The 17,307-nt window shown below is 50.6% G+C and carries 19 protein-coding genes; 10 read left to right on the top strand and 9 right to left on the bottom strand.

The annotated features are described in order from the left end of the window. Positions 1 to 32: 32 nt before the first annotated feature. Positions 33 to 515, top strand: a complete 483-nt coding sequence (gene secB, locus ACWB12_RS08555; RefSeq protein ID WP_479529655.1) for a protein-export chaperone SecB — start codon at positions 33 to 35, stop codon at positions 513 to 515. Here the strand turns inward: secB and dnaQ are convergent. The 4 genes from dnaQ to ACWB12_RS08535 are packed head-to-tail and all read right to left on the bottom strand — an operon-like array spanning position 512 to position 3,219. After that, complete coding sequence (gene dnaQ, locus ACWB12_RS08550) at positions 512 to 1,198, bottom strand: DNA polymerase III subunit epsilon (RefSeq protein ID WP_479529654.1); 687 nt, start codon at positions 1,196 to 1,198, stop codon at positions 512 to 514. The two genes, secB and dnaQ, sit on opposite strands and share 4 nt — an antisense overlap. Beyond that, positions 1,191 to 1,790 (bottom strand): dephospho-CoA kinase, encoded by a 600-nt coding sequence (gene coaE, locus ACWB12_RS08545; RefSeq protein ID WP_479529653.1) that lies wholly within the window; start codon positions 1,788 to 1,790, stop codon positions 1,191 to 1,193. The genes dnaQ and coaE overlap by 8 nt, the downstream gene beginning before the upstream one ends. Then, on the bottom strand, positions 1,787 to 2,623 hold the full coding sequence (locus tag ACWB12_RS08540) for a shikimate dehydrogenase (RefSeq protein ID WP_479529652.1): 837 nt from the start codon (positions 2,621 to 2,623) through the stop codon (positions 1,787 to 1,789). The genes coaE and ACWB12_RS08540 overlap by 4 nt, the downstream gene beginning before the upstream one ends. Next, entirely contained in the window at positions 2,620 to 3,219 is a 600-nt protein-coding gene (locus ACWB12_RS08535) for a Maf family protein (RefSeq protein ID WP_479529651.1), read from the bottom strand. Before ACWB12_RS08535 ends, ACWB12_RS08540 begins: the two co-directional genes overlap by 4 nt. Positions 3,220 to 3,604: 385 nt before the next feature. Between ACWB12_RS08535 and hemJ the strand changes: the two genes are divergently transcribed. From hemJ to ACWB12_RS08500, 7 genes are all read left to right on the top strand, one after another. Beyond that, positions 3,605 to 4,066, top strand: coding sequence for a protoporphyrinogen oxidase HemJ (gene hemJ, locus ACWB12_RS08530; RefSeq protein ID WP_479529650.1), 462 nt, complete (start codon positions 3,605 to 3,607; stop codon positions 4,064 to 4,066). Between the two features lie 121 nt (positions 4,067 to 4,187). Beyond that, on the top strand, positions 4,188 to 5,459 hold the full coding sequence (gene rho, locus ACWB12_RS08525; protein WP_479529649.1) for a transcription termination factor Rho: 1,272 nt from the start codon (positions 4,188 to 4,190) through the stop codon (positions 5,457 to 5,459). Between the two features lie 33 nt (positions 5,460 to 5,492). Continuing rightward, positions 5,493 to 6,782 (top strand): tRNA uridine-5-carboxymethylaminomethyl(34) synthesis GTPase MnmE, encoded by a 1,290-nt coding sequence (gene mnmE / locus ACWB12_RS08520; protein ID WP_479529648.1) that lies wholly within the window; start codon positions 5,493 to 5,495, stop codon positions 6,780 to 6,782. Between the two features lie 12 nt (positions 6,783 to 6,794). Next, the gene (gene mnmG / locus ACWB12_RS08515; RefSeq protein ID WP_479529647.1) at positions 6,795 to 8,663 is read left to right on the top strand and encodes a tRNA uridine-5-carboxymethylaminomethyl(34) synthesis enzyme MnmG; all 1,869 of its coding nucleotides are present in this window, start codon (positions 6,795 to 6,797) and stop codon (positions 8,661 to 8,663) included. Further along, positions 8,663 to 9,292: a 16S rRNA (guanine(527)-N(7))-methyltransferase RsmG gene (gene rsmG, locus ACWB12_RS08510; RefSeq protein WP_479529646.1), complete on the top strand. Its 630-nt coding sequence runs from the start codon at positions 8,663 to 8,665 to the stop codon at positions 9,290 to 9,292. The genes mnmG and rsmG overlap by 1 nt, the downstream gene beginning before the upstream one ends. Continuing rightward, the gene (locus ACWB12_RS08505) at positions 9,285 to 10,106 is read left to right on the top strand and encodes a ParA family protein (protein WP_479529645.1); all 822 of its coding nucleotides are present in this window, start codon (positions 9,285 to 9,287) and stop codon (positions 10,104 to 10,106) included. The genes rsmG and ACWB12_RS08505 overlap by 8 nt, the downstream gene beginning before the upstream one ends. A 1-nt stretch (position 10,107) precedes the next feature. Then, positions 10,108 to 11,019: a ParB/RepB/Spo0J family partition protein gene (locus ACWB12_RS08500; protein ID WP_479529644.1), complete on the top strand. Its 912-nt coding sequence runs from the start codon at positions 10,108 to 10,110 to the stop codon at positions 11,017 to 11,019. Here ACWB12_RS08500 and ACWB12_RS08495 read toward each other — a convergent pair. The 4 genes from ACWB12_RS08495 to rph are packed head-to-tail and all read right to left on the bottom strand — an operon-like array spanning position 10,994 to position 13,822. Beyond that, positions 10,994 to 11,347 carry a YbaN family protein gene (locus ACWB12_RS08495; protein ID WP_479529643.1) on the bottom strand — a complete coding sequence of 118 codons (354 nt, stop codon included), beginning with the start codon at positions 11,345 to 11,347 and terminating at the stop codon, positions 10,994 to 10,996. The two genes, ACWB12_RS08500 and ACWB12_RS08495, sit on opposite strands and share 26 nt — an antisense overlap. 3 nt (positions 11,348 to 11,350) lie before the next feature. Then, a complete protein-coding gene (gene hemW / locus ACWB12_RS08490; RefSeq protein ID WP_479529642.1) occupies positions 11,351 to 12,541 on the bottom strand; it encodes a radical SAM family heme chaperone HemW in 1,191 nt (396 codons plus the stop codon). After that, the gene (gene rdgB / locus ACWB12_RS08485) at positions 12,504 to 13,112 is read right to left on the bottom strand and encodes an RdgB/HAM1 family non-canonical purine NTP pyrophosphatase (RefSeq protein WP_479529641.1); all 609 of its coding nucleotides are present in this window, start codon (positions 13,110 to 13,112) and stop codon (positions 12,504 to 12,506) included. Before rdgB ends, hemW begins: the two co-directional genes overlap by 38 nt. Then, positions 13,112 to 13,822, bottom strand: coding sequence for a ribonuclease PH (gene rph, locus ACWB12_RS08480; RefSeq protein WP_479529640.1), 711 nt, complete (start codon positions 13,820 to 13,822; stop codon positions 13,112 to 13,114). Before rph ends, rdgB begins: the two co-directional genes overlap by 1 nt. Before the next feature lie 72 nt (positions 13,823 to 13,894). On the opposite strand from rph, the gene hrcA reads away from it, so the two are divergent. Beyond that, positions 13,895 to 14,959: a heat-inducible transcriptional repressor HrcA gene (gene hrcA, locus ACWB12_RS08475; RefSeq protein WP_479529639.1), complete on the top strand. Its 1,065-nt coding sequence runs from the start codon at positions 13,895 to 13,897 to the stop codon at positions 14,957 to 14,959. A 10-nt stretch (positions 14,960 to 14,969) separates the two neighbouring features. Next, on the top strand, positions 14,970 to 15,533 hold the full coding sequence (locus ACWB12_RS08470; protein WP_479529638.1) for a nucleotide exchange factor GrpE: 564 nt from the start codon (positions 14,970 to 14,972) through the stop codon (positions 15,531 to 15,533). On the opposite strand, the gene mutS is transcribed toward ACWB12_RS08470, so the two are convergent. Then, on the bottom strand, positions 15,530 to 17,307 hold a 1,778-nt coding region (gene mutS, locus ACWB12_RS08465; RefSeq protein ID WP_479529637.1), incomplete at its 5' end, for a DNA mismatch repair protein MutS. The two genes, ACWB12_RS08470 and mutS, sit on opposite strands and share 4 nt — an antisense overlap.

The following is a 17,307-nucleotide window of genomic DNA, read 5'->3' as shown; positions in this document are numbered from 1 at the left end:
CTTTGCAACATAATTCCATCAGGAGAGACAAGATGGCCGAAAACGGTACTGAAGCCCCACAAATTAAAATGCAGGTTCTTGCGCAGTTCATCAAGGATATGTCCTTTGAAAATGCTGTTGCGCAAAAAGGCGTCGAGGGAGAGGTTCAGCCAGACATTCAGGTTCAGGTTAATCTGGACGCTAAAAAACGCCCCGTTGATAACCAGTACGAGGTTGTGGCAAAATTCAACATCACCTCGAAAAACAAAAACGGTGGCGAGCCGCTGTTTTTGCTAGAGCTTGAATACGGCGGCATTTTCCTGATTGAAAACGTGCCAGAGGATCAACTGCACCCGTTCTTACTGATCGAATGCCCGCGGATGCTGTTCCCGTATATTCGTCGCATCGTTGCTGACATCACCAGCGATGGTGGTTTCCCAGCGCTTAACCTGGAAAACATTGATTTCCTTGCGCTGTATCGATCCGAGCTGGCTCGCCGTGCGGAATCAGAAGATAAACCAAAAGCAGATGCCTAAGGTTTAGACCAAATTGCGCCGTCGCCCATGTCTTTTACAAATTTGTCATGGGCGGCGGTTTCTTCTTTGGTCAATTTAGAGGCCAGCGCCGTTTGGCGTGGACGCGCACGCCATCCATCATCAACATCCGACCCCACGGATGATGCATCCGTCGCCAGCGCAAAGCCGGATTGACGCCCGCCCAGCAATTCCAGATATACCTCGGCTAGGATTTCCGAATCCAGCAACGCGCCGTGCAGGGTGCGGGATGAGTTATCAATACCAAACCGGCGGCACAACCCATCCAGTGACGCATTGGCGCCAGGGAATTTTTTGCGGGCGATGGCCAGTGTATCCAGTGATTGGCTCATTGGAAGTACAGGCCGGTTGACCCATTTCAGTTCCGCATTCAGGAACTTCATATCGAACGATGCGTTGTGGATCACCAGTTGTGAATCACCGATAAAATCGATAAATGCCTGCGCGATATCTTTGAACAACGGCTTGTTCGACAGAAATTCATCGCCCAGCCCGTGCACCTCGAAGGCGGATGTTGGCATGGCGCGTTCGGGATTGATATATTGGTGATAGGTCTGGCCGGTTGGCATGTGGTTGAACAGTTCAACCGCGCCTATTTCAACGATCCTGTCGCCTTGGCTCGGCTCAAATCCGGTGGTTTCCGTATCCAATACTATTTCACGCATCAATTTGCCTTTTTATCTGTTCCAAGATCGTTTGAACCTGCGCCTTGGCTTGCTCTAACGAAGTTGTTTCAATCACATAATCCGCCCGTTTTCGTTTTTCGGCATCCGGCATTTGTTTTGCAACAATAGCCTCAAACTGCGCCTGCGTCATACCTTCTCGTGCCAGCACCCGATCCCGCTGAACCGCTGGTGGGGCCGTAACCACAACCACCGCATCCACCATTTCACTGGTCCCCGTTTCAAACAGCAAGGGTATATCCAGCAGCACAATATCTGCCTGCGCCTGCCCGATAAAATCGGCCCGATCCGCTGCGACCAAAGGATGCACGACCTGTTCAATCTGGCCCAGTGCTGATGCGTCATTGGCTATCCACTGTTTCAGCACCTGACGACGAACCGCACCATCAATGACCGCATCCGGATAAATCGCGCGCATTGGTTCAACCGCTGCGCCGCCAGTATCATATAGCCGGTGAACTGCATTATCTGCACCCCAGATCGGCACTCCAAGATCGGCAAACATTGTCGCTGTTGTGGATTTTCCCATGCCGATGGATCCGGTCAGACCAATAAGAAACGGAATATCCCTCATGTAGATAAAACCTCCGCACGCAAAGCATCGTCCACCACGGGCCGCTTGCCGAACCACCGTTCAAATGCGGGAACGGCCTGATACAGCAGCATGCCCAATCCATCCACCGTCGTGCAGCCCATTTGACGGGCCTTAATCAGAAATTGCGTATCCAGCGGTGCGTAAACCAGATCTGTCACCACCGCGCTGGATGAAAGCCCATCTAGTGGAACGCGAAACTCTGGCTTACCGACCATTCCCAACGACGTTGTGTTCACGACGGTCAATGCCCCGTCCATCATGTTGCCAGCCTTGACCCAGTCATACACCCTAATTTTTGTGCCAAACTCCTTTTGCAGCACATCCGCGCGGTTACGCGTCCGGTTGCTCAGGCGAATTTCTGTCACGCCAACCTCGATCAATGACGCAATTACCGCGCGCGCAGCACCGCCCGCCCCGAGCACCACTGCCGGTCCTGCCTTGGGGTTCCAGCCGGGCGCACCGTGGTGCAGATTTTCGATAAATCCGTATCCATCGGTATTATCCGCATGAATAATCCCGTCCTTGCGAAAAATTAGCGTGTTCGCAGCGCCGATCAATGCCGCACGATCCGTCACCAGATCGGCAAGGCCCAGAACCGCCTCCTTGTGGGGAATTGTAATGTTCACACCAACGAACCCCATCTGGGGCAATGATCTTATCACATCTGCCAAATCAACGCGGCTAACGTCCATGGGGATGTAATACCCTTTGATGCCGTTGGTATTTAACCAATGCCGATGCAGCGCCGGTGATTTGCTATGCGCAATAGGCGAGCCAATAACGCCGGCCAGCGGGATTTTTATATCGCTCATGTTTCCAGTATCCCCCGTTCTGACAGATACGACAACAACTCTAGCAAAGGTAGCCCCAGAACTACAAAATAATCTCCGCTTATGCGTGAAAATAGGCGGGAACCCTCCTCTTCCAGTTTATATGCGCCGACAGAATGACGAATGCTGTGCCAATTTCGTTCTAGATAGCTGTCCAGATACGCATCCGAAAAATCACGCATTTGCAGTTGTGTTTTTCCGATATGCCGCCAAACAGGCCTGCCCTTGTCATATATGACCGCCGCCGAATACAGCGCGTGTTGTTTCCCGCGAAATGCTTGCAGCTGTTCCCGCGCCTCGCTGATTGATGCGGGCTTGGACATAACCTTGCCGTCAAAATCAAGCGTCTGGTCACAACCAATCACCAATGTGTCCGGCTCTTTCATTGCAACTTTCTGTGCTTTGAATTCAGCCAAGGCGTCGGCAATATCGCGTGGGCTGGTTTTTTCTGCTTCAAGTGATCTTCGAATTGCGTCTTCGTCAATTCTGGCAATTGCGGTTTCAAAATCTACACCTGCATTACGCAGTAAAATCTGTCTGATTTCCGAACCGGATGCCAGAATGATGCGATCTGTCATGTTCATATCCCTGTGGAAGACTCAATGGATTGTTGGTGGGCGAATCTATGGATAACAACGCATTGCTATAGCTATGTTGGTAACTGGCCCAGTTGCTAAGCAGTTCACCATAGTTCCCCACGGTGGAAAAGGATAATGTTACGCTGTGAGTAATGTATGTGCATCAGGTTTACCCACAAAATCCAAAATCGTAGAACTATCCAGTTTCTTAGGGTTTTAACTGCTCAAGCATCTTTTCCACCATGTTATCTACATCATTTCCCATTTGGGATAATGCGGTGGATAAAGAAATAATCCACAGAAATTGACAACACTACATAATCATCATCTTTTCTTTTCTATATATTTATTATTAGTAAGGCCAAGAGAAGTGTAAGGAAAAACCATGTGGGATATGATAACCGATCTATTGTCCGACTATTATCTCTGGATTAAAACGCTACATATCATATCAGTAATTACATGGATGGCCGGTATTTTCTATCTGCCACGTTTGTTTGTCTATCATACTGAATCGGTTCAATCTGGATCAGAGACCGATCTTTTGTTTCAAACTATGGAACAAAAACTTTTTTACATGATCATGCGGCCTTCAATGTATTCCACTTGGATATTCGGACTGTTGCTTGTGGCTATTCCGGGGGTTGTTGACTGGTCTTTTGTCTGGTCGTGGACCAAAGCAGTTTCGGTTGTCATCATGACGTGGTTTCATTTTTGGCTCGCTGCACGACGGCTAGAACTGGCAACCGGAAAAAACACCAGATCAGGTAAGCACTACCGGATGATGAACGAAGTTCCGACCATATTAATGTTCGTTATCGTATTTTCTGTTGTGTTGAAATTCTAGGAATTGTTGACTCCCTGTGTCTGCACCCCTATTTAACCCATAACCCCGCCGTCCGGTGGGTGGTTTTTCACATCGCAAAAATGATTGCACGCTAGATTTGGTGTGCCAAGGACCTGTTCCCATGACCCAAGAAACGCTCGCTCTTGCTGACTTGAAAGCAAAGACACCCAAAGACCTGCTGATTTACGCCGAAGAGTTGGAAATCGAAAACGCATCAACCATGCGTAAAGGCGAAATCATGTTTTCCGTTCTTAAGGAACGGGCCGAAGACGGCTGGGAAATTTCCGGCGATGGTGTGTTAGAGGTATTGCAGGATGGCTTTGGTTTCTTGCGCTCAACCGAGGCTAACTACCTACCCGGCCCAGATGATATTTATGTTTCGCCTGAAATGATCCGTCAACGCTCCCTGCGCACAGGTGACACAATCGAGGGTGTTATCCGCGCGCCTGATGAGAATGAGCGTTATTTCGCAATGACAAAGATTACTCTGATCAATTTTCAGGATCCGGAAAAAAACAAACACAAGATCAACTTTGATAATCTGACACCACTATATCCGGACGAACGGTTCAATCTGGAATTGGATGATCCAACGATCAAGGATAAATCAGCACGGATCATTGATCTGGTTGCACCGATTGGTAAGGGTCAACGTTGTCTGATTGTCGCGCCGCCCCGCACTGGTAAAACGGTATTGCTGCAAAATATCGCGACATCCATCGCTACCAATCATCCTGAATGCTATTTGATCGTGCTTTTGATTGATGAACGGCCAGAAGAAGTGACGGACATGCAGCGTAGCGTTAAGGGGGAGGTCGTGTCGTCAACCTTTGATGAGCCAGCCACCCGTCACGTTGCCGTTGCAGAAATGGTGATCGAAAAAGCCAAACGTCTGGTCGAACATAAACGCGACGTGGTGATCCTGCTGGATTCTATTACCCGTTTGGGTCGCGCCTTTAACACGGTTGTGCCATCGTCAGGTAAGGTCCTGACCGGTGGTGTTGATGCAAACGCCCTACAGCGCCCTAAACGCTTTTTCGGCGCCGCACGGAACATCGAGGAAGGTGGCTCGCTTACCATTATTTCAACCGCGCTGATTGATACCGGCAGCCGGATGGACGAAGTGATTTTTGAAGAATTCAAAGGCACGGGTAACTCGGAAATCGTGCTGGATCGCAAGGTGGCAGATAAACGCGTCTACCCGGCGATGGACATCCTCAAATCCGGCACCCGGAAAGAGGAGCTGTTGGTCAACAAAATCGACTTGCAAAAAACCTATGTTCTGCGTCGTATCCTGAACCCGATGGGCACGACAGATGCCATCGAGTTCCTGATGTCGAAATTGAAGCAAACCAAATCTAACGCTGAATTCTTTGATTCAATGAACACGTAACTTATTGTTTATAAACAATTGGTTAGATGAAAAATGAGCACAATATTCGCCTTAGCGACAGCGCTTGGAAAATCAGGCGTGGCTGTCATTCGCCTGTCGGGTCCGTTGGCATTGGCGGCCGCAAAATCGCTTGCCGGATCGCTGCCTGAATACCGCACAACAGCGTTGCGTTCGCTAAGGGATGCCGATGGTGTGTTGCTGGATCAGGCGCTGGTTTTAACCTTTGGCCAAGGCCACAGTTTTACCGGTGAAGATGTAGCAGAGCTTCACCTGCATGGTGGCCCTGCGACTGTAAAAGCTGTGCTAAAAACTCTTGGTGATATGGATGGTCTGCGGCTTGCTGATCCAGGCGAATTTACCCGACGTGCGCTGGAAAACGGCTGTCTTGATCTGGCCCAGATCGAAGGCCTGAGCGACCTGCTCGAGGCGGAAACTGAGGCGCAGCGTAAACAGGCGCTGCGTGTGTTTTCAGGCGCGCTGGGCGATCAAGCCGAAAGCTGGCGCACTGATTTGATCCGCGCTGCTGCATTGCTGGAAGCGACCATAGATTTTGCTGACGAAGATGTTCCGGTTGATGTCACGCCCGAAGTTACTGCATTGCTGGATAATGTCATGTCAGCCCTTACCAAAGAGGCAGACGGGGTGCGTATATCCGAGCGGATTCGTGATGGTTTCGAGGTGGCGATTGTCGGACCTCCAAACGTAGGCAAATCGTCGCTATTGAACCGGTTGGCTGGTCGTGATGCCGCGATCACCTCGGAAATTGCCGGCACCACTCGCGATGTGATTGAGCTGCGGATGGATCTGAACGGCCTGCCCGTGACGATATTGGACACAGCCGGCCTGCGTGAAACCGATGATGCGATTGAGGAGATCGGGATTGAGCGGGCGCTAACACGGGCGAAACAGGCCGATTTGCGGGTATTCCTATATGATCAAGAGCCGCTTGATCTGCTGCTGCAGTCAGAAAAAGATGATATAGTGGTGCGCAGCAAGGGTGATACCTATGATGGGGATGATTTCTCAGTCTCTGGATTAACGGGAAAAGGTCTTGAAAAACTAACCACTCGTATCGCTACGGTTCTGGAAAATAGGGCGCTGGGGGCTGGAACCGCGATCCGCGAGCGGCATAGAATTGCAATTTTGCGGGCACTGACCGCTTTGGAAACCGCGAAATCCGAGCTATGCTATGGTATTGAGCGTTCTGAGCTTGCCGCAGAAGAACTGCATACGGCGATTCGCGCCCTTGATAGTTTGGTTGGTCGTGTTGATGTAGAGCAGATACTGGATGAAATATTCGCCAGTTTTTGCCTTGGGAAATAAGGATTGTTTCACGTGAAACATCAAGATTTTGACGTAATCGTCGTTGGAGGTGGCCACGCAGGTGCTGAAGCAGCCCATGCTGCAGCTCGCATGGGTGTGCGTACAGCACTGATTACCCTGTCAAAACCCGGTATTGGCGTTATGTCTTGCAACCCTGCGATTGGAGGGCTGGGTAAAGGCCACCTTGTACGGGAAATTGATGCGCTGGACGGGGTGATGGGTCGCGTGGCAGATAAGGCCGGCATCCAGTTTCGTTTACTGAACCGCCGTAAAGGTCCAGCGGTTCAAGGCCCGCGTGCCCAAGCGGACCGTAAAATCTATCGCCAAACTATGCAGAGCGAGATTTCATCTTGTGAAAATTTGCAAGTGATTGAGGGCGAAGTTACCGACCTTCTGATGAAAAATAACGCAATTTCAGGGGTTTCTCTTGCAGATGGCACTGATATCGGTGCACCGTCAATTGTTCTGACGACAGGAACATTTCTGCGCGGCATTATTCATATTGGTGACGTGTCGAAGCCCGGTGGCCGTATGGGCGATCAGCCTTCAATCAAACTGGCAGAGCGGCTTGATAGCTTTGATTTGGCGCTTAATCGTCTGAAAACAGGTACCCCGCCACGGCTGGATGGGAGAACGATCAACTGGAATATTCTTGAATCCCAACCAGGTGATGTTGATCCGGTTATGTTTTCGTTCCTGTCAAAAACCCCGTTTACGCGGCAGGTTTCTTGTGGAATTACCCATACAAACAAGGCTACACACGATATAATTCGTGAAAACCTTGAACGTTCTTCGATGTATGGTGGGCATATTGATGGAGTTGGCCCGCGGTACTGCCCTTCGATTGAGGATAAAATCGTTCGGTTTGCTGATAAAACCTCGCATCAAATATTTCTTGAGCCCGAGGGGCTGGATGATCACACGATTTATCCAAACGGGATTTCAACGTCGTTGCCGGAATCTGTGCAGGAAGATTACGTTCATTCCATCGTTGGCCTAGAAAATACAAAAATCCTGCAACCTGGCTATGCGATTGAGTACGATTACGTTGATCCCCGCGCCCTAGCTGCGACTCTGGAGGTTAAAAATGTGTCTGGCTTATATTTTGCAGGCCAAATCAATGGCACGACCGGCTATGAAGAGGCGGCCGCGCAGGGGCTTATTGCTGGCCTGAACGCTGCCCGCCACGCAAGCGGGGGCGAGTCGATCACCTTTAGCCGTTCTGAATCCTATATCGGTGTGATGATCGATGATCTGGTAACGCGGGGTGTAACCGAGCCATACCGGATGTTTACATCCCGCGCTGAATTCCGTTTATCTTTGCGTGCTGATAACGCGGACCAGCGGCTTACACCGCTTGGAATTGAAATTGGGTGTGTTGGCGAAGGGCGAAAAATTACTTTTGAAAACAAGATGAAAGCCATCAACAGCACATTGTTGGATCTGCGTAATATGACGCTGACACCAAAAGAGATTGCTGCTCAGGGGATTAAAATAAACCAAGACGGAAAGCGTAGGGACGGGTTTTCCTTGCTTTCGTTTCAGGGTGTTGATTTTAATAGTCTTATTGCAATGCGCCCTGAATTGGGCGGTGTATCCAGCGAAACCCAACAGCAGATCGAACGTGATGCACTATATGCCAATTATGTGGACCGCCAACGCAAAGATGTTGCCGCAATGAAGCGTGATGAAGCGCATAAAATCCCAGATGGCTTTGATTATAGGGCGATTGTAGGTCTTTCAAACGAGCTGCAGTCAAAATTGCAAGCCGTCCAGCCAGCAACGTTGGACCAAGCAGGGCGTATAGACGGGATGACGCCAGCCGCGTTGACGTTGGTGTTGGCTAAAATAAAACAGGCACAGAGAAAGAAACGTGCCTGATGGGTGTCGATTACCGCGAAGAGTTCAAAACTGAGTTCAATGTTTCACGTGAAACATTAGGCGGGTTGGATCAATATGCTGCCTTGCTGGAAAAGTGGAATCCAGCGATTAACCTCGTCTCCAAAACAACTATTGGGACACTTTGGCAGCGGCATTTCCATGATTCTGCACAGATTTTTCAGTTTTCCCCACAAAATACCTGCCACTGGGTAGATTTGGGGAGCGGAGGTGGTTTTCCTGCCTTGGTACTGGCTGTGTTTGCGAAGGAATACAGGCCAAGTGACCGATTTACACTGGTTGAGAGCGACGTGCGCAAGGTTGCCTTCTTGCAAACTGTGATCCGCGAAATCGGGCTAAATGCGACAGTAATTGCTGAAAGAATTGAGAAAACTCCACCGCTTGAGGCAGATGTTCTGACAGCCCGCGCGCTTTCCTCGCTTGATAAGCTGCTGGAATACGCAAGCCAGCATCTTAAGCTAAGCGGTATAGCGATTTTCCCAAAGGGCGAAACATATAAAAAAGAAATTGATGGTGCTTTTGGCCTCTGGAACTTTGATGTAGAAGAATTTACAAGCAAAACAAACCCGAACGGCGCAATATTAAAAATTGGAGGCATCTCGCGTGTCTGACCCGACCCGGCCAAAGGGGCCACGAATTATTGCAGTTGCGAACCAAAAAGGTGGTGTTGGGAAAACAACAACAACGATCAATTTGGGTGCGGCGTTAGCGGCAGATGGATTTAATGTGCTTCTTGTTGATCTTGATCCACAGGGTAATGCATCAACCGGGTTAGGTGTTGAGGCTTCTCAGCGGGAATATAATACTTATGACCTGTTGTTGGGAGATGTACCGCTTGAGGATATCGTGCAGGATTCTGATGTTGAAGGGCTGCTGATCGTTCCTGCTACTACGGACCTTAGCTCTGCAGACATAGAATTGATATCAAACGAAAAACGCAGCTTTTTATTATATGATGCCCTACGGCAGTCCGCCATTGATCAATATAATCTTGATATTATACTGATAGATTGCCCGCCGTCGCTTAATTTGCTGACCGTAAATGCTATGGTGTCGGCAAATTCCATTCTTGTGCCACTTCAAAGTGAGTTTTTTGCATTAGAAGGGTTGTCACAACTGATGCTGACAATTCGCGAAGTTCGCCAAACTGCAAACGCAAACCTTCGGATTGAGGGTGTTGTGTTAACAATGTATGACAGTCGCAATAGGTTATCCCAACAGGTCGAGGCAGACGCACGCGATAATCTGGGTGATTTGGTCTTCAAAACGATTATCCCGCGAAATGTTCGCGTAAGCGAGGCACCGTCTTTTGCTATGCCGGTGATCGAGTATGATCCAACGTCAAAGGGCGCGCGGGCATATCGTCAGTTGGCAAAAGAGCTGGTGGCTAATAATTCTATGAAGATTAACGCAAAGGAACGTTGATATGGTCAATAAAAAACACGAGCGGCGTGGTTTGGGGCGTGGGCTGTCTGCGCTGATGTCTGATGTGGCAACTGACAATGCACCTCAGCAGGGTCGGGCCGATCTAAAGCAAGGCGACCAATCAATTCCGATCGAAAAAATTGCGCCGAATCCGGACCAACCACGACGCGATTTTCCTAAACAAGATTTGGAAGATCTAGCTGCGTCGATCCGTGAAAAAGGAGTTATTCAGCCTCTAATAATTAGAAAATTATCAGGAAAATCAATCTCTTATGAGATAGTAGCGGGCGAACGCCGTTGGCGCGCAGCACAGATGGCACAGCTGCATGAGGTACCTGCAATCGTTCGGGACTATTCGGATACCGAGGTTCTGGAAATTGCGATCATCGAGAATATTCAACGCGCAGATTTGAATCCAGTGGAAGAGGCAACTGGCTATCAGCAATTGATGGGTCGCTTTGGACATACACAAGAAAAACTGGCGTCTGTGCTGGGGAAAAGCCGGAGCCATATCGCAAATCTAATGCGGTTATTGCAGTTGCCGGATGAAGTTTTAGGGTTGCTGCGTGATGGCAAGCTAACCTCAGGCCATGCGCGGGCGTTAATTACGACGGAAAACCCTGTCGAGTTGGCTCGATTGGTCGTAAAAAAGGGCCTATCCGTTCGTGAAGCAGAACGATTGGCAAAGACACCAAAGGTAAAAACAGCAAAAAGAGCGTTAAAACTTTCCCCAAAAGATGCGGATACCCGTGTTCTTGAGGACGATTTATCAGCGAATCTGGGTATGAAAGTGGTTGTGGACCACACGACAGGCAAAGAGGCTGGAAAAATTACGATCAACTATAAAACCCTAGAGCAATTGGATGATTTGTGTCGGGTATTGTCTGTTACGCCGCTGGGCGTGTCCAAATAAATATTAGGACAAGGACAAGGATAGTTGCTTGAACAATCAGGAGCATCAACTTTAGTCCTAATAAGAGAGATATGCCAAAAGCAGCAAAGATAGAGACTGTGGCATAGCCCTTTATGCGCCTACTGATTGATCCGGTTGTTTGCCAATCCTCGATGGATGGTCCGAAAACCGGGTGAGTGACAAGCCAATGATGCAGCCGTTCGGAGGATTTGGAGAAACAGAATGCAGCAAGCAGCATAAATGGCACAGTTGGCAGAATCGGCAGAAAAACCCCAATTCCTCCTAGGGCCATCGAGGTGAGCCCACATATTAGCCAAATCATGCGCATGGGTTACTCCGTTAACAGCTCCCGGATGATAGCATTTAACAAGGGGCGACCGCGAGGGGTTGCAAAGAGTTTGTCATTCGCCAAACTGATAACCCCAATATCTATTAACTGATTGATTATATTCATGTTTATAGAAAAATTTGAAATTTTTTCATAGCGTTCCAGTTCAATCCCACCTGTAATACGCAAGCCCATCATCAGATATTCATCGGCACGTTCATGCGGAGCTTGTGCCTTGCGGGGTAATTCCCCTGAGCCGGTTTGTAAAACGTTATTCAGCCAGCCCTGCGGATTTTTTGGCGATTCCGTTTCATATCGCACACCACCCAAAGTCAGCCGTCCATGTGCCCCCGGACCGATTCCGGCGTAATCTCCGCATTGCCAGTAAATCAGGTTGTGGCGTGACTCAGCACCGGTTTTGGCATGATTAGAGACTTCATAGGCGTTAAGCCCCGCTGCTGAAGTTAAGTCTTGCGTTAGCTGATACATATCAGCCGCCAAATCCTCATCCGGTAAACCTTTCAGGCCTCCCGTAGCTAACCGGTCACCAAAAGCAGTTCCGCCCTCAACGGTAAGTTGGTAAAGCGATAGGTGATCGGCTGCCATCGCTAGCGCCTCCCGCAACTCAGATTCCCATGCCTCAAGTGTTTGATCCTGACGTGCGTAAATCAAATCAAAACTGATCCGGTCAAACACCCCCGCCGCCACCTCGAACGCCGCTTGTGCTTCGCTAACTGTATGGAGGCGCCCGAGCCGGCGCAGATCATCGTCATTCAACGCCTGAATGCCGATTGAAACGCGGTTTACGCCCGCATCTTTATAACCAGCGAACCTTCCAGCTTCGACGGAAGTTGGGTTGGCTTCTAGGGTGATCTCTACATTATTACTGAGCGACCATGTTTCACGAACCTTGCGTAGAATTGTATCCACCGTTTCAGGATCCATCAGACTGGGTGTGCCGCCGCCAAAAAATATGGACTTTAGAGGTCTGCTTCCGGTTTCTGCGCCTACCCGTTCAATTTCATGGCAATAAGCCTTTGCCCACTGCTTTTGATCAACAGACTTAGACACATGGGAATTGAAATCGCAGTAAGGGCATTTTGATTGGCAAAACGGCCAATGGATATAAAGGCCAAAGCCGCCGTGCTGCCAATCTTCAGGCAAAACAACCCGCAACCAGTTTTGCAAAAGCATCCGCGCGGTGGCTGATTTCCTTTTTGCGAGCAGGGTCCATTTCGCCAAAGGTCAGGGATTCACCGTTTGGTAGAAAGACCGGATCAAACCCGAATCCACGGTTGCCCCGCATTGGCCAAACAAGGCGCCCGTCGACGCGCCCCTCGAACACCTCGTCGTGACCGTCAGGCCAAGCAAGGCACAGAGTGCAGTTAAACGCAGCTGTTCGCGGTTCGGCTGCATTTTTGTCTTCCAGTAAATCCCAAACCTTTGTCATCGCCATTGGAAAATCACGGCCCGTAGGGGTTTCTGCCCAATCTGCCGTATAAACGCCGGGCGCGCCATCCAATGCATCCACAGTAATGCCGCTATCGTCTGACAACGCGGGCAGTCCGCTTGCTTTTGCAGCGAAATGCGCCTTGATCCGCGCGTTTCCGGCAAAGTTATCTTCAGTCTCGACCGGTTCTTCCAAATCCAACTCACCTGCTGAAGTTACCTCGATACCGAACGGGGCCAATAGTGCCGAAATTTCAACCAGTTTTCCCGCGTTGTGCGTGGCGATCACTAATTTATCCCCGTTAAACCGCCGCATTAGCTAACCGCAATCTTCTGCGCTGCCATCAATTCGGTCACGCCTTTTTCTGCTAGATCCAGCAGGCCATCCATCTGCTCGCGGGAATATGTTGATCCTTCGGCAGACATTTGAACCTCGATCATCTGACCATTGCCCAGCAGCACGAAATTGCCGTCAACACCAGCCTCGCTATCCTCGGGATAATCTAGATCCAGTACGTTTTGACCCGCATAAACCCCGCAACTAACTGCCGCCACAGGATCAACCAGCGGATCGGAAATGACATCCCCCGCTTTCACCAGCTTGTTAACTGCCAACCGCAGCGCAACCCAGCCGCCGGTAATCGATGCGCAGCGCGTGCCACCATCGGCCTGAATCACATCGCAGTCCACGGTGATTTGACGTTCGCCCAATGCGACCCGATCAACCCCTGCCCGCAAGGAACGCCCGATCAAACGCTGAATTTCCTGTGTGCGGCCGGATTGGCCATTCTTGGCCTCGCGGCGCATCCGTGTATTGGTGGCGCGCGGTAACATCCCGTATTCCGCCGTGACCCAACCCAAGCCCGAACCTTTCAAAAACCGCGGTACGCCAGGGTCAATCGTGGCGGTGCACAGCACATGCGTATCGCCACATTTAATCAAGCAAGAGCCCTCGGCGTGTTTCGTGATCCCTGTTTCAATTGAAATCGGGCGCATTTCGTCTACATTTCTACCAGAGGGGCGCATGGTGTGTCCTTTATGAATGGGTTAATACGAGATACCTGCGCTGATGCGTCAAAAGCAACCTGAAAGTGCGAGATGAGTGATGGTGGTAAAATTTTCGACGAGATGAACTCGCGTTCCCGCGAGGTGTTTCGGCTTGTGGTCGAAAGCTATCTTGAAACGGGCGGCCCTATCGGGTCGCGTACCCTGACCCGTGCGCTGAACGAAAAGGTTAGTGCTGCAACCATTCGTAATGTGATGCAGGATCTTGAACATTTGGGGCTGCTCGATTCTCCCCATGTTTCAGCGGGCCGCGTTCCAACGCAACAAGGCTTGCGGTTGTTTGTTGATGGGTTGCTAGAGGTTGGTGACCCGCAACAAGATGATCGCCAAAAAATCGATGCGACTCTTAGTGGCGAGCAAAATGACGTTTCCACAATGCTAGACCGCGTTGGTTCGGCCCTGTCTGGCATGACCCACGGTGCGAGCCTTGTTCTAACACCCAAACACGAAGCGCCGATCAAGCATTTAGAATTTGTCAGCCTTGCACCGGACCGTGCGCTTGTTGTTTTGGTATTCGCAGATGGTCATGTTGAAAATCGTGTCTTTACCCCGCCCATTGGCCAAACACCGTCGTCACTACGTGAAGCGGCGAATTTTCTGAACGCCTTGGCCGAAGGCCGAACCCTAAGTGAGCTTCGGGGAAGAATTGGACATGAAATTAAAACCAGACGTCAGGAAATTGATTCACTTGCCCGTGAGCTGGTCGAAAGCGGCTTTGCGTTGTGGGATGACGAGGGCGGCAGTTACGAGCGCCTGATTGTCCGTGGCCGTGCGAATCTGCTGGACGATGATGCCGAAGCGGCCGATCTGAACCGTATTCGCACCCTGTTTGATGACCTTGAGCGCAAGCGTGACATTGCCGAATTCCTTGAATTAACCGAGGAAGGTGAGGGTGTACGCATTTTTATTGGCTCCGAGAACAAACTATTCTCACTTTCGGGTTCCTCTTTGGTGGTTTCTCCCTATATGAACTCTGATCGAAAGATTATTGGTGCGGTCGGTGTTATTGGCCCAACCCGCCTGAATTATGGACGGATCGTGCCGATTGTGGATTATACGGCGCAACTGGTTGGAAAGCTGATTTCAGATCAGGGCTAGGGAAAAGAAAATGGCAGACGCAAACAAAGAAGAATTTCTGGATGACATCGAATCGCTTGAGGCGGAGTTGGACCGCATCGAGGAAGACGATGCGGCGCAGGAAGTTGATGAGCTGGAACAAATGCGGGCCGAGCGTGACGAGTTCAAAGACCGCTTTATGCGTGCTTTGGCGGATGCTGAAAACTCCCGCAAGCGGAGCGACCGTGACCGTCGCGAGGCCGAGCAATACGGGGGATCAAAACTGGCCCGCGATATGCTGCCGGTTTACGACAATATGAAGCGCGCACTTGAATCTGCAACGGACGAGCAACGCGCTGCATCCGCCGCGCTGATCGAAGGTGTCGAGCTGACCATGCGTGAATTGCTGAATGTGTTTTCCAAACACGGGATGACGATTATTGCACCCCAGATTGGCGACCGATTTGACCCGAATATCCACGAATCCATGTTCGAGGCGCCCCTGCCCGACACCAAGGCGGGCGATATCATTCAGGTTTCTGCCGAAGGATTCATGCTGCATGACCGCTTGCTGAGACCGGCGCAGGTTGGTGTGTCGTCCACGCCGAAATCCTAAGGTTCAAGCCCTTTCAATTCATAGAGCAATGTCAGCGCTTCTTTCGGGGTTAAATCATCCGGCAGGATGTCCTTTAGGCGGGCTTCAATCTCTGAGTCTTTGATCTGCACTGGTATAGGTGCAGGTGTAGTGGAAAATAATGGCAAATCGTCGATCAACGCTTTTTGGCCAATTTTGCCCTCGCGTTCGCCCTTTTCCAGCATTTCCAAAACCACCTTTGCCCGCGCGACCACGCTGTCGGGCAACCCGGCCAGTCGCGCCACTTGAACCCCGTAAGATCTGTCAGCAGCACCTTTCTTGACCTCGTGCAGGAAGATCACATCGCCGTCCCACTCCTTGACCGTCACTGTGGCGTTTTCTACGCCGTCCAGTTTATCCGATAGTGCAGTCATTTCGTGGTAATGCGTGGCAAATAATGCGCGGCATTGGTTCACATCGTGCAAATGCTCTAACGTGGCCCATGCAATCGACAACCCGTCATAAGTTGCCGTTCCACGTCCGATTTCATCCAGAATAACTAATGCGCGGTCATCCGCTTGATTCAGAATTGCGGCCGTTTCCACCATTTCCACCATAAATGTCGACCGACCCCTTGCGAGATCGTCCGATGCGCCTACGCGGCTGAACAATTGTGAAACCAGACCGATATGCGCTTTAGTGGCTGGTACATACGATCCAATCTGTGCCAGCAGCGCAATCAGCGCGTTTTGCCGTAAGAACGTTGATTTACCCGACATATTTGGGCCTGTTAGTAACCAAATAGCAGCCCCGTCACCGCCACCGGCCAAACCACAATCATTGGCAACAAACGGCGCACCGCCCTGCTTACGCAATGCTCGCTCTACCACCGGATGCCGCCCACCTTCGATTTCAAACGTGCGGCTATTATCGACAACGGGCCTGCACCAGCCTTCACCAGTTGCCAAATCGCCAAACGCGCACGCTAAATCAATCTCGGCCAGCGATTTCGCAGCCAGCCCTATTGGGCCAGATTGCGCTAGTATTGCGGCTTTTAGGCCATCATAGAGCCGCTTTTCAATTTCAAGCGCCCTATTCCCCGCATTCAGAATCTTGGTTTCCATTTCGGACAATGGCACAGTCGTAAATCGGACAGCATTGGCAGTGGTTTGGCGGTGGATAAAGGTTTCAGATAGCGGTGCCGACAGCATCTTTTCGGCATGGGTCGCCGTGGTCTCGATGAAATACCCCAGCACATTGTTGTGCTTGATTTTCAGCGCGGCAATTCCGGTCTGCTCAATGAAATCCTTTTGCATCCCAGCAATCACGCTGCGCCCTTCATCCCGCAGGGTCCGCGCCTCGTCCAATTTGGCGTGATACCCAGGCGCTATAAACCCGCCATCCCGTGCCAAGATCGGAGGATCAGCCACCAATGCCTGCCCTAACAGGGCGAGCAAATCATTATGACCCCCCAATGCGGTCACAGCATTCGATAATATTTCCGGTAATTCCTGATCTTTTGTGCGTTCAGCAATCGACCCTGCTTGCGCCAACCCATCACGGACCGCCGTCAGGTCCCTTGGCCCACCCCGATCTAACCCTAAACGTGAAATTGCGCGGTCCATATCAGGGCATTTACGCAAATCATCGCGCAGGTTTTCTGCCAGCGCTTTATGCTCAATCATAAATGAAACACCATCCTGACGCCCATGGATTGCGTCCAGATTTCGTGACGGGCTGGATACGCGTCGTTCCAGCAACCGCCCACCGCCCGCTGTGATTGTGCGATCAATCACCGAGATTAGCGACCCGTCCC

It is taken from the genome of Profundibacter sp., from assembly GCF_056498605.1.
This window is presented reverse-complemented; position numbering and strand designations above follow the sequence as displayed.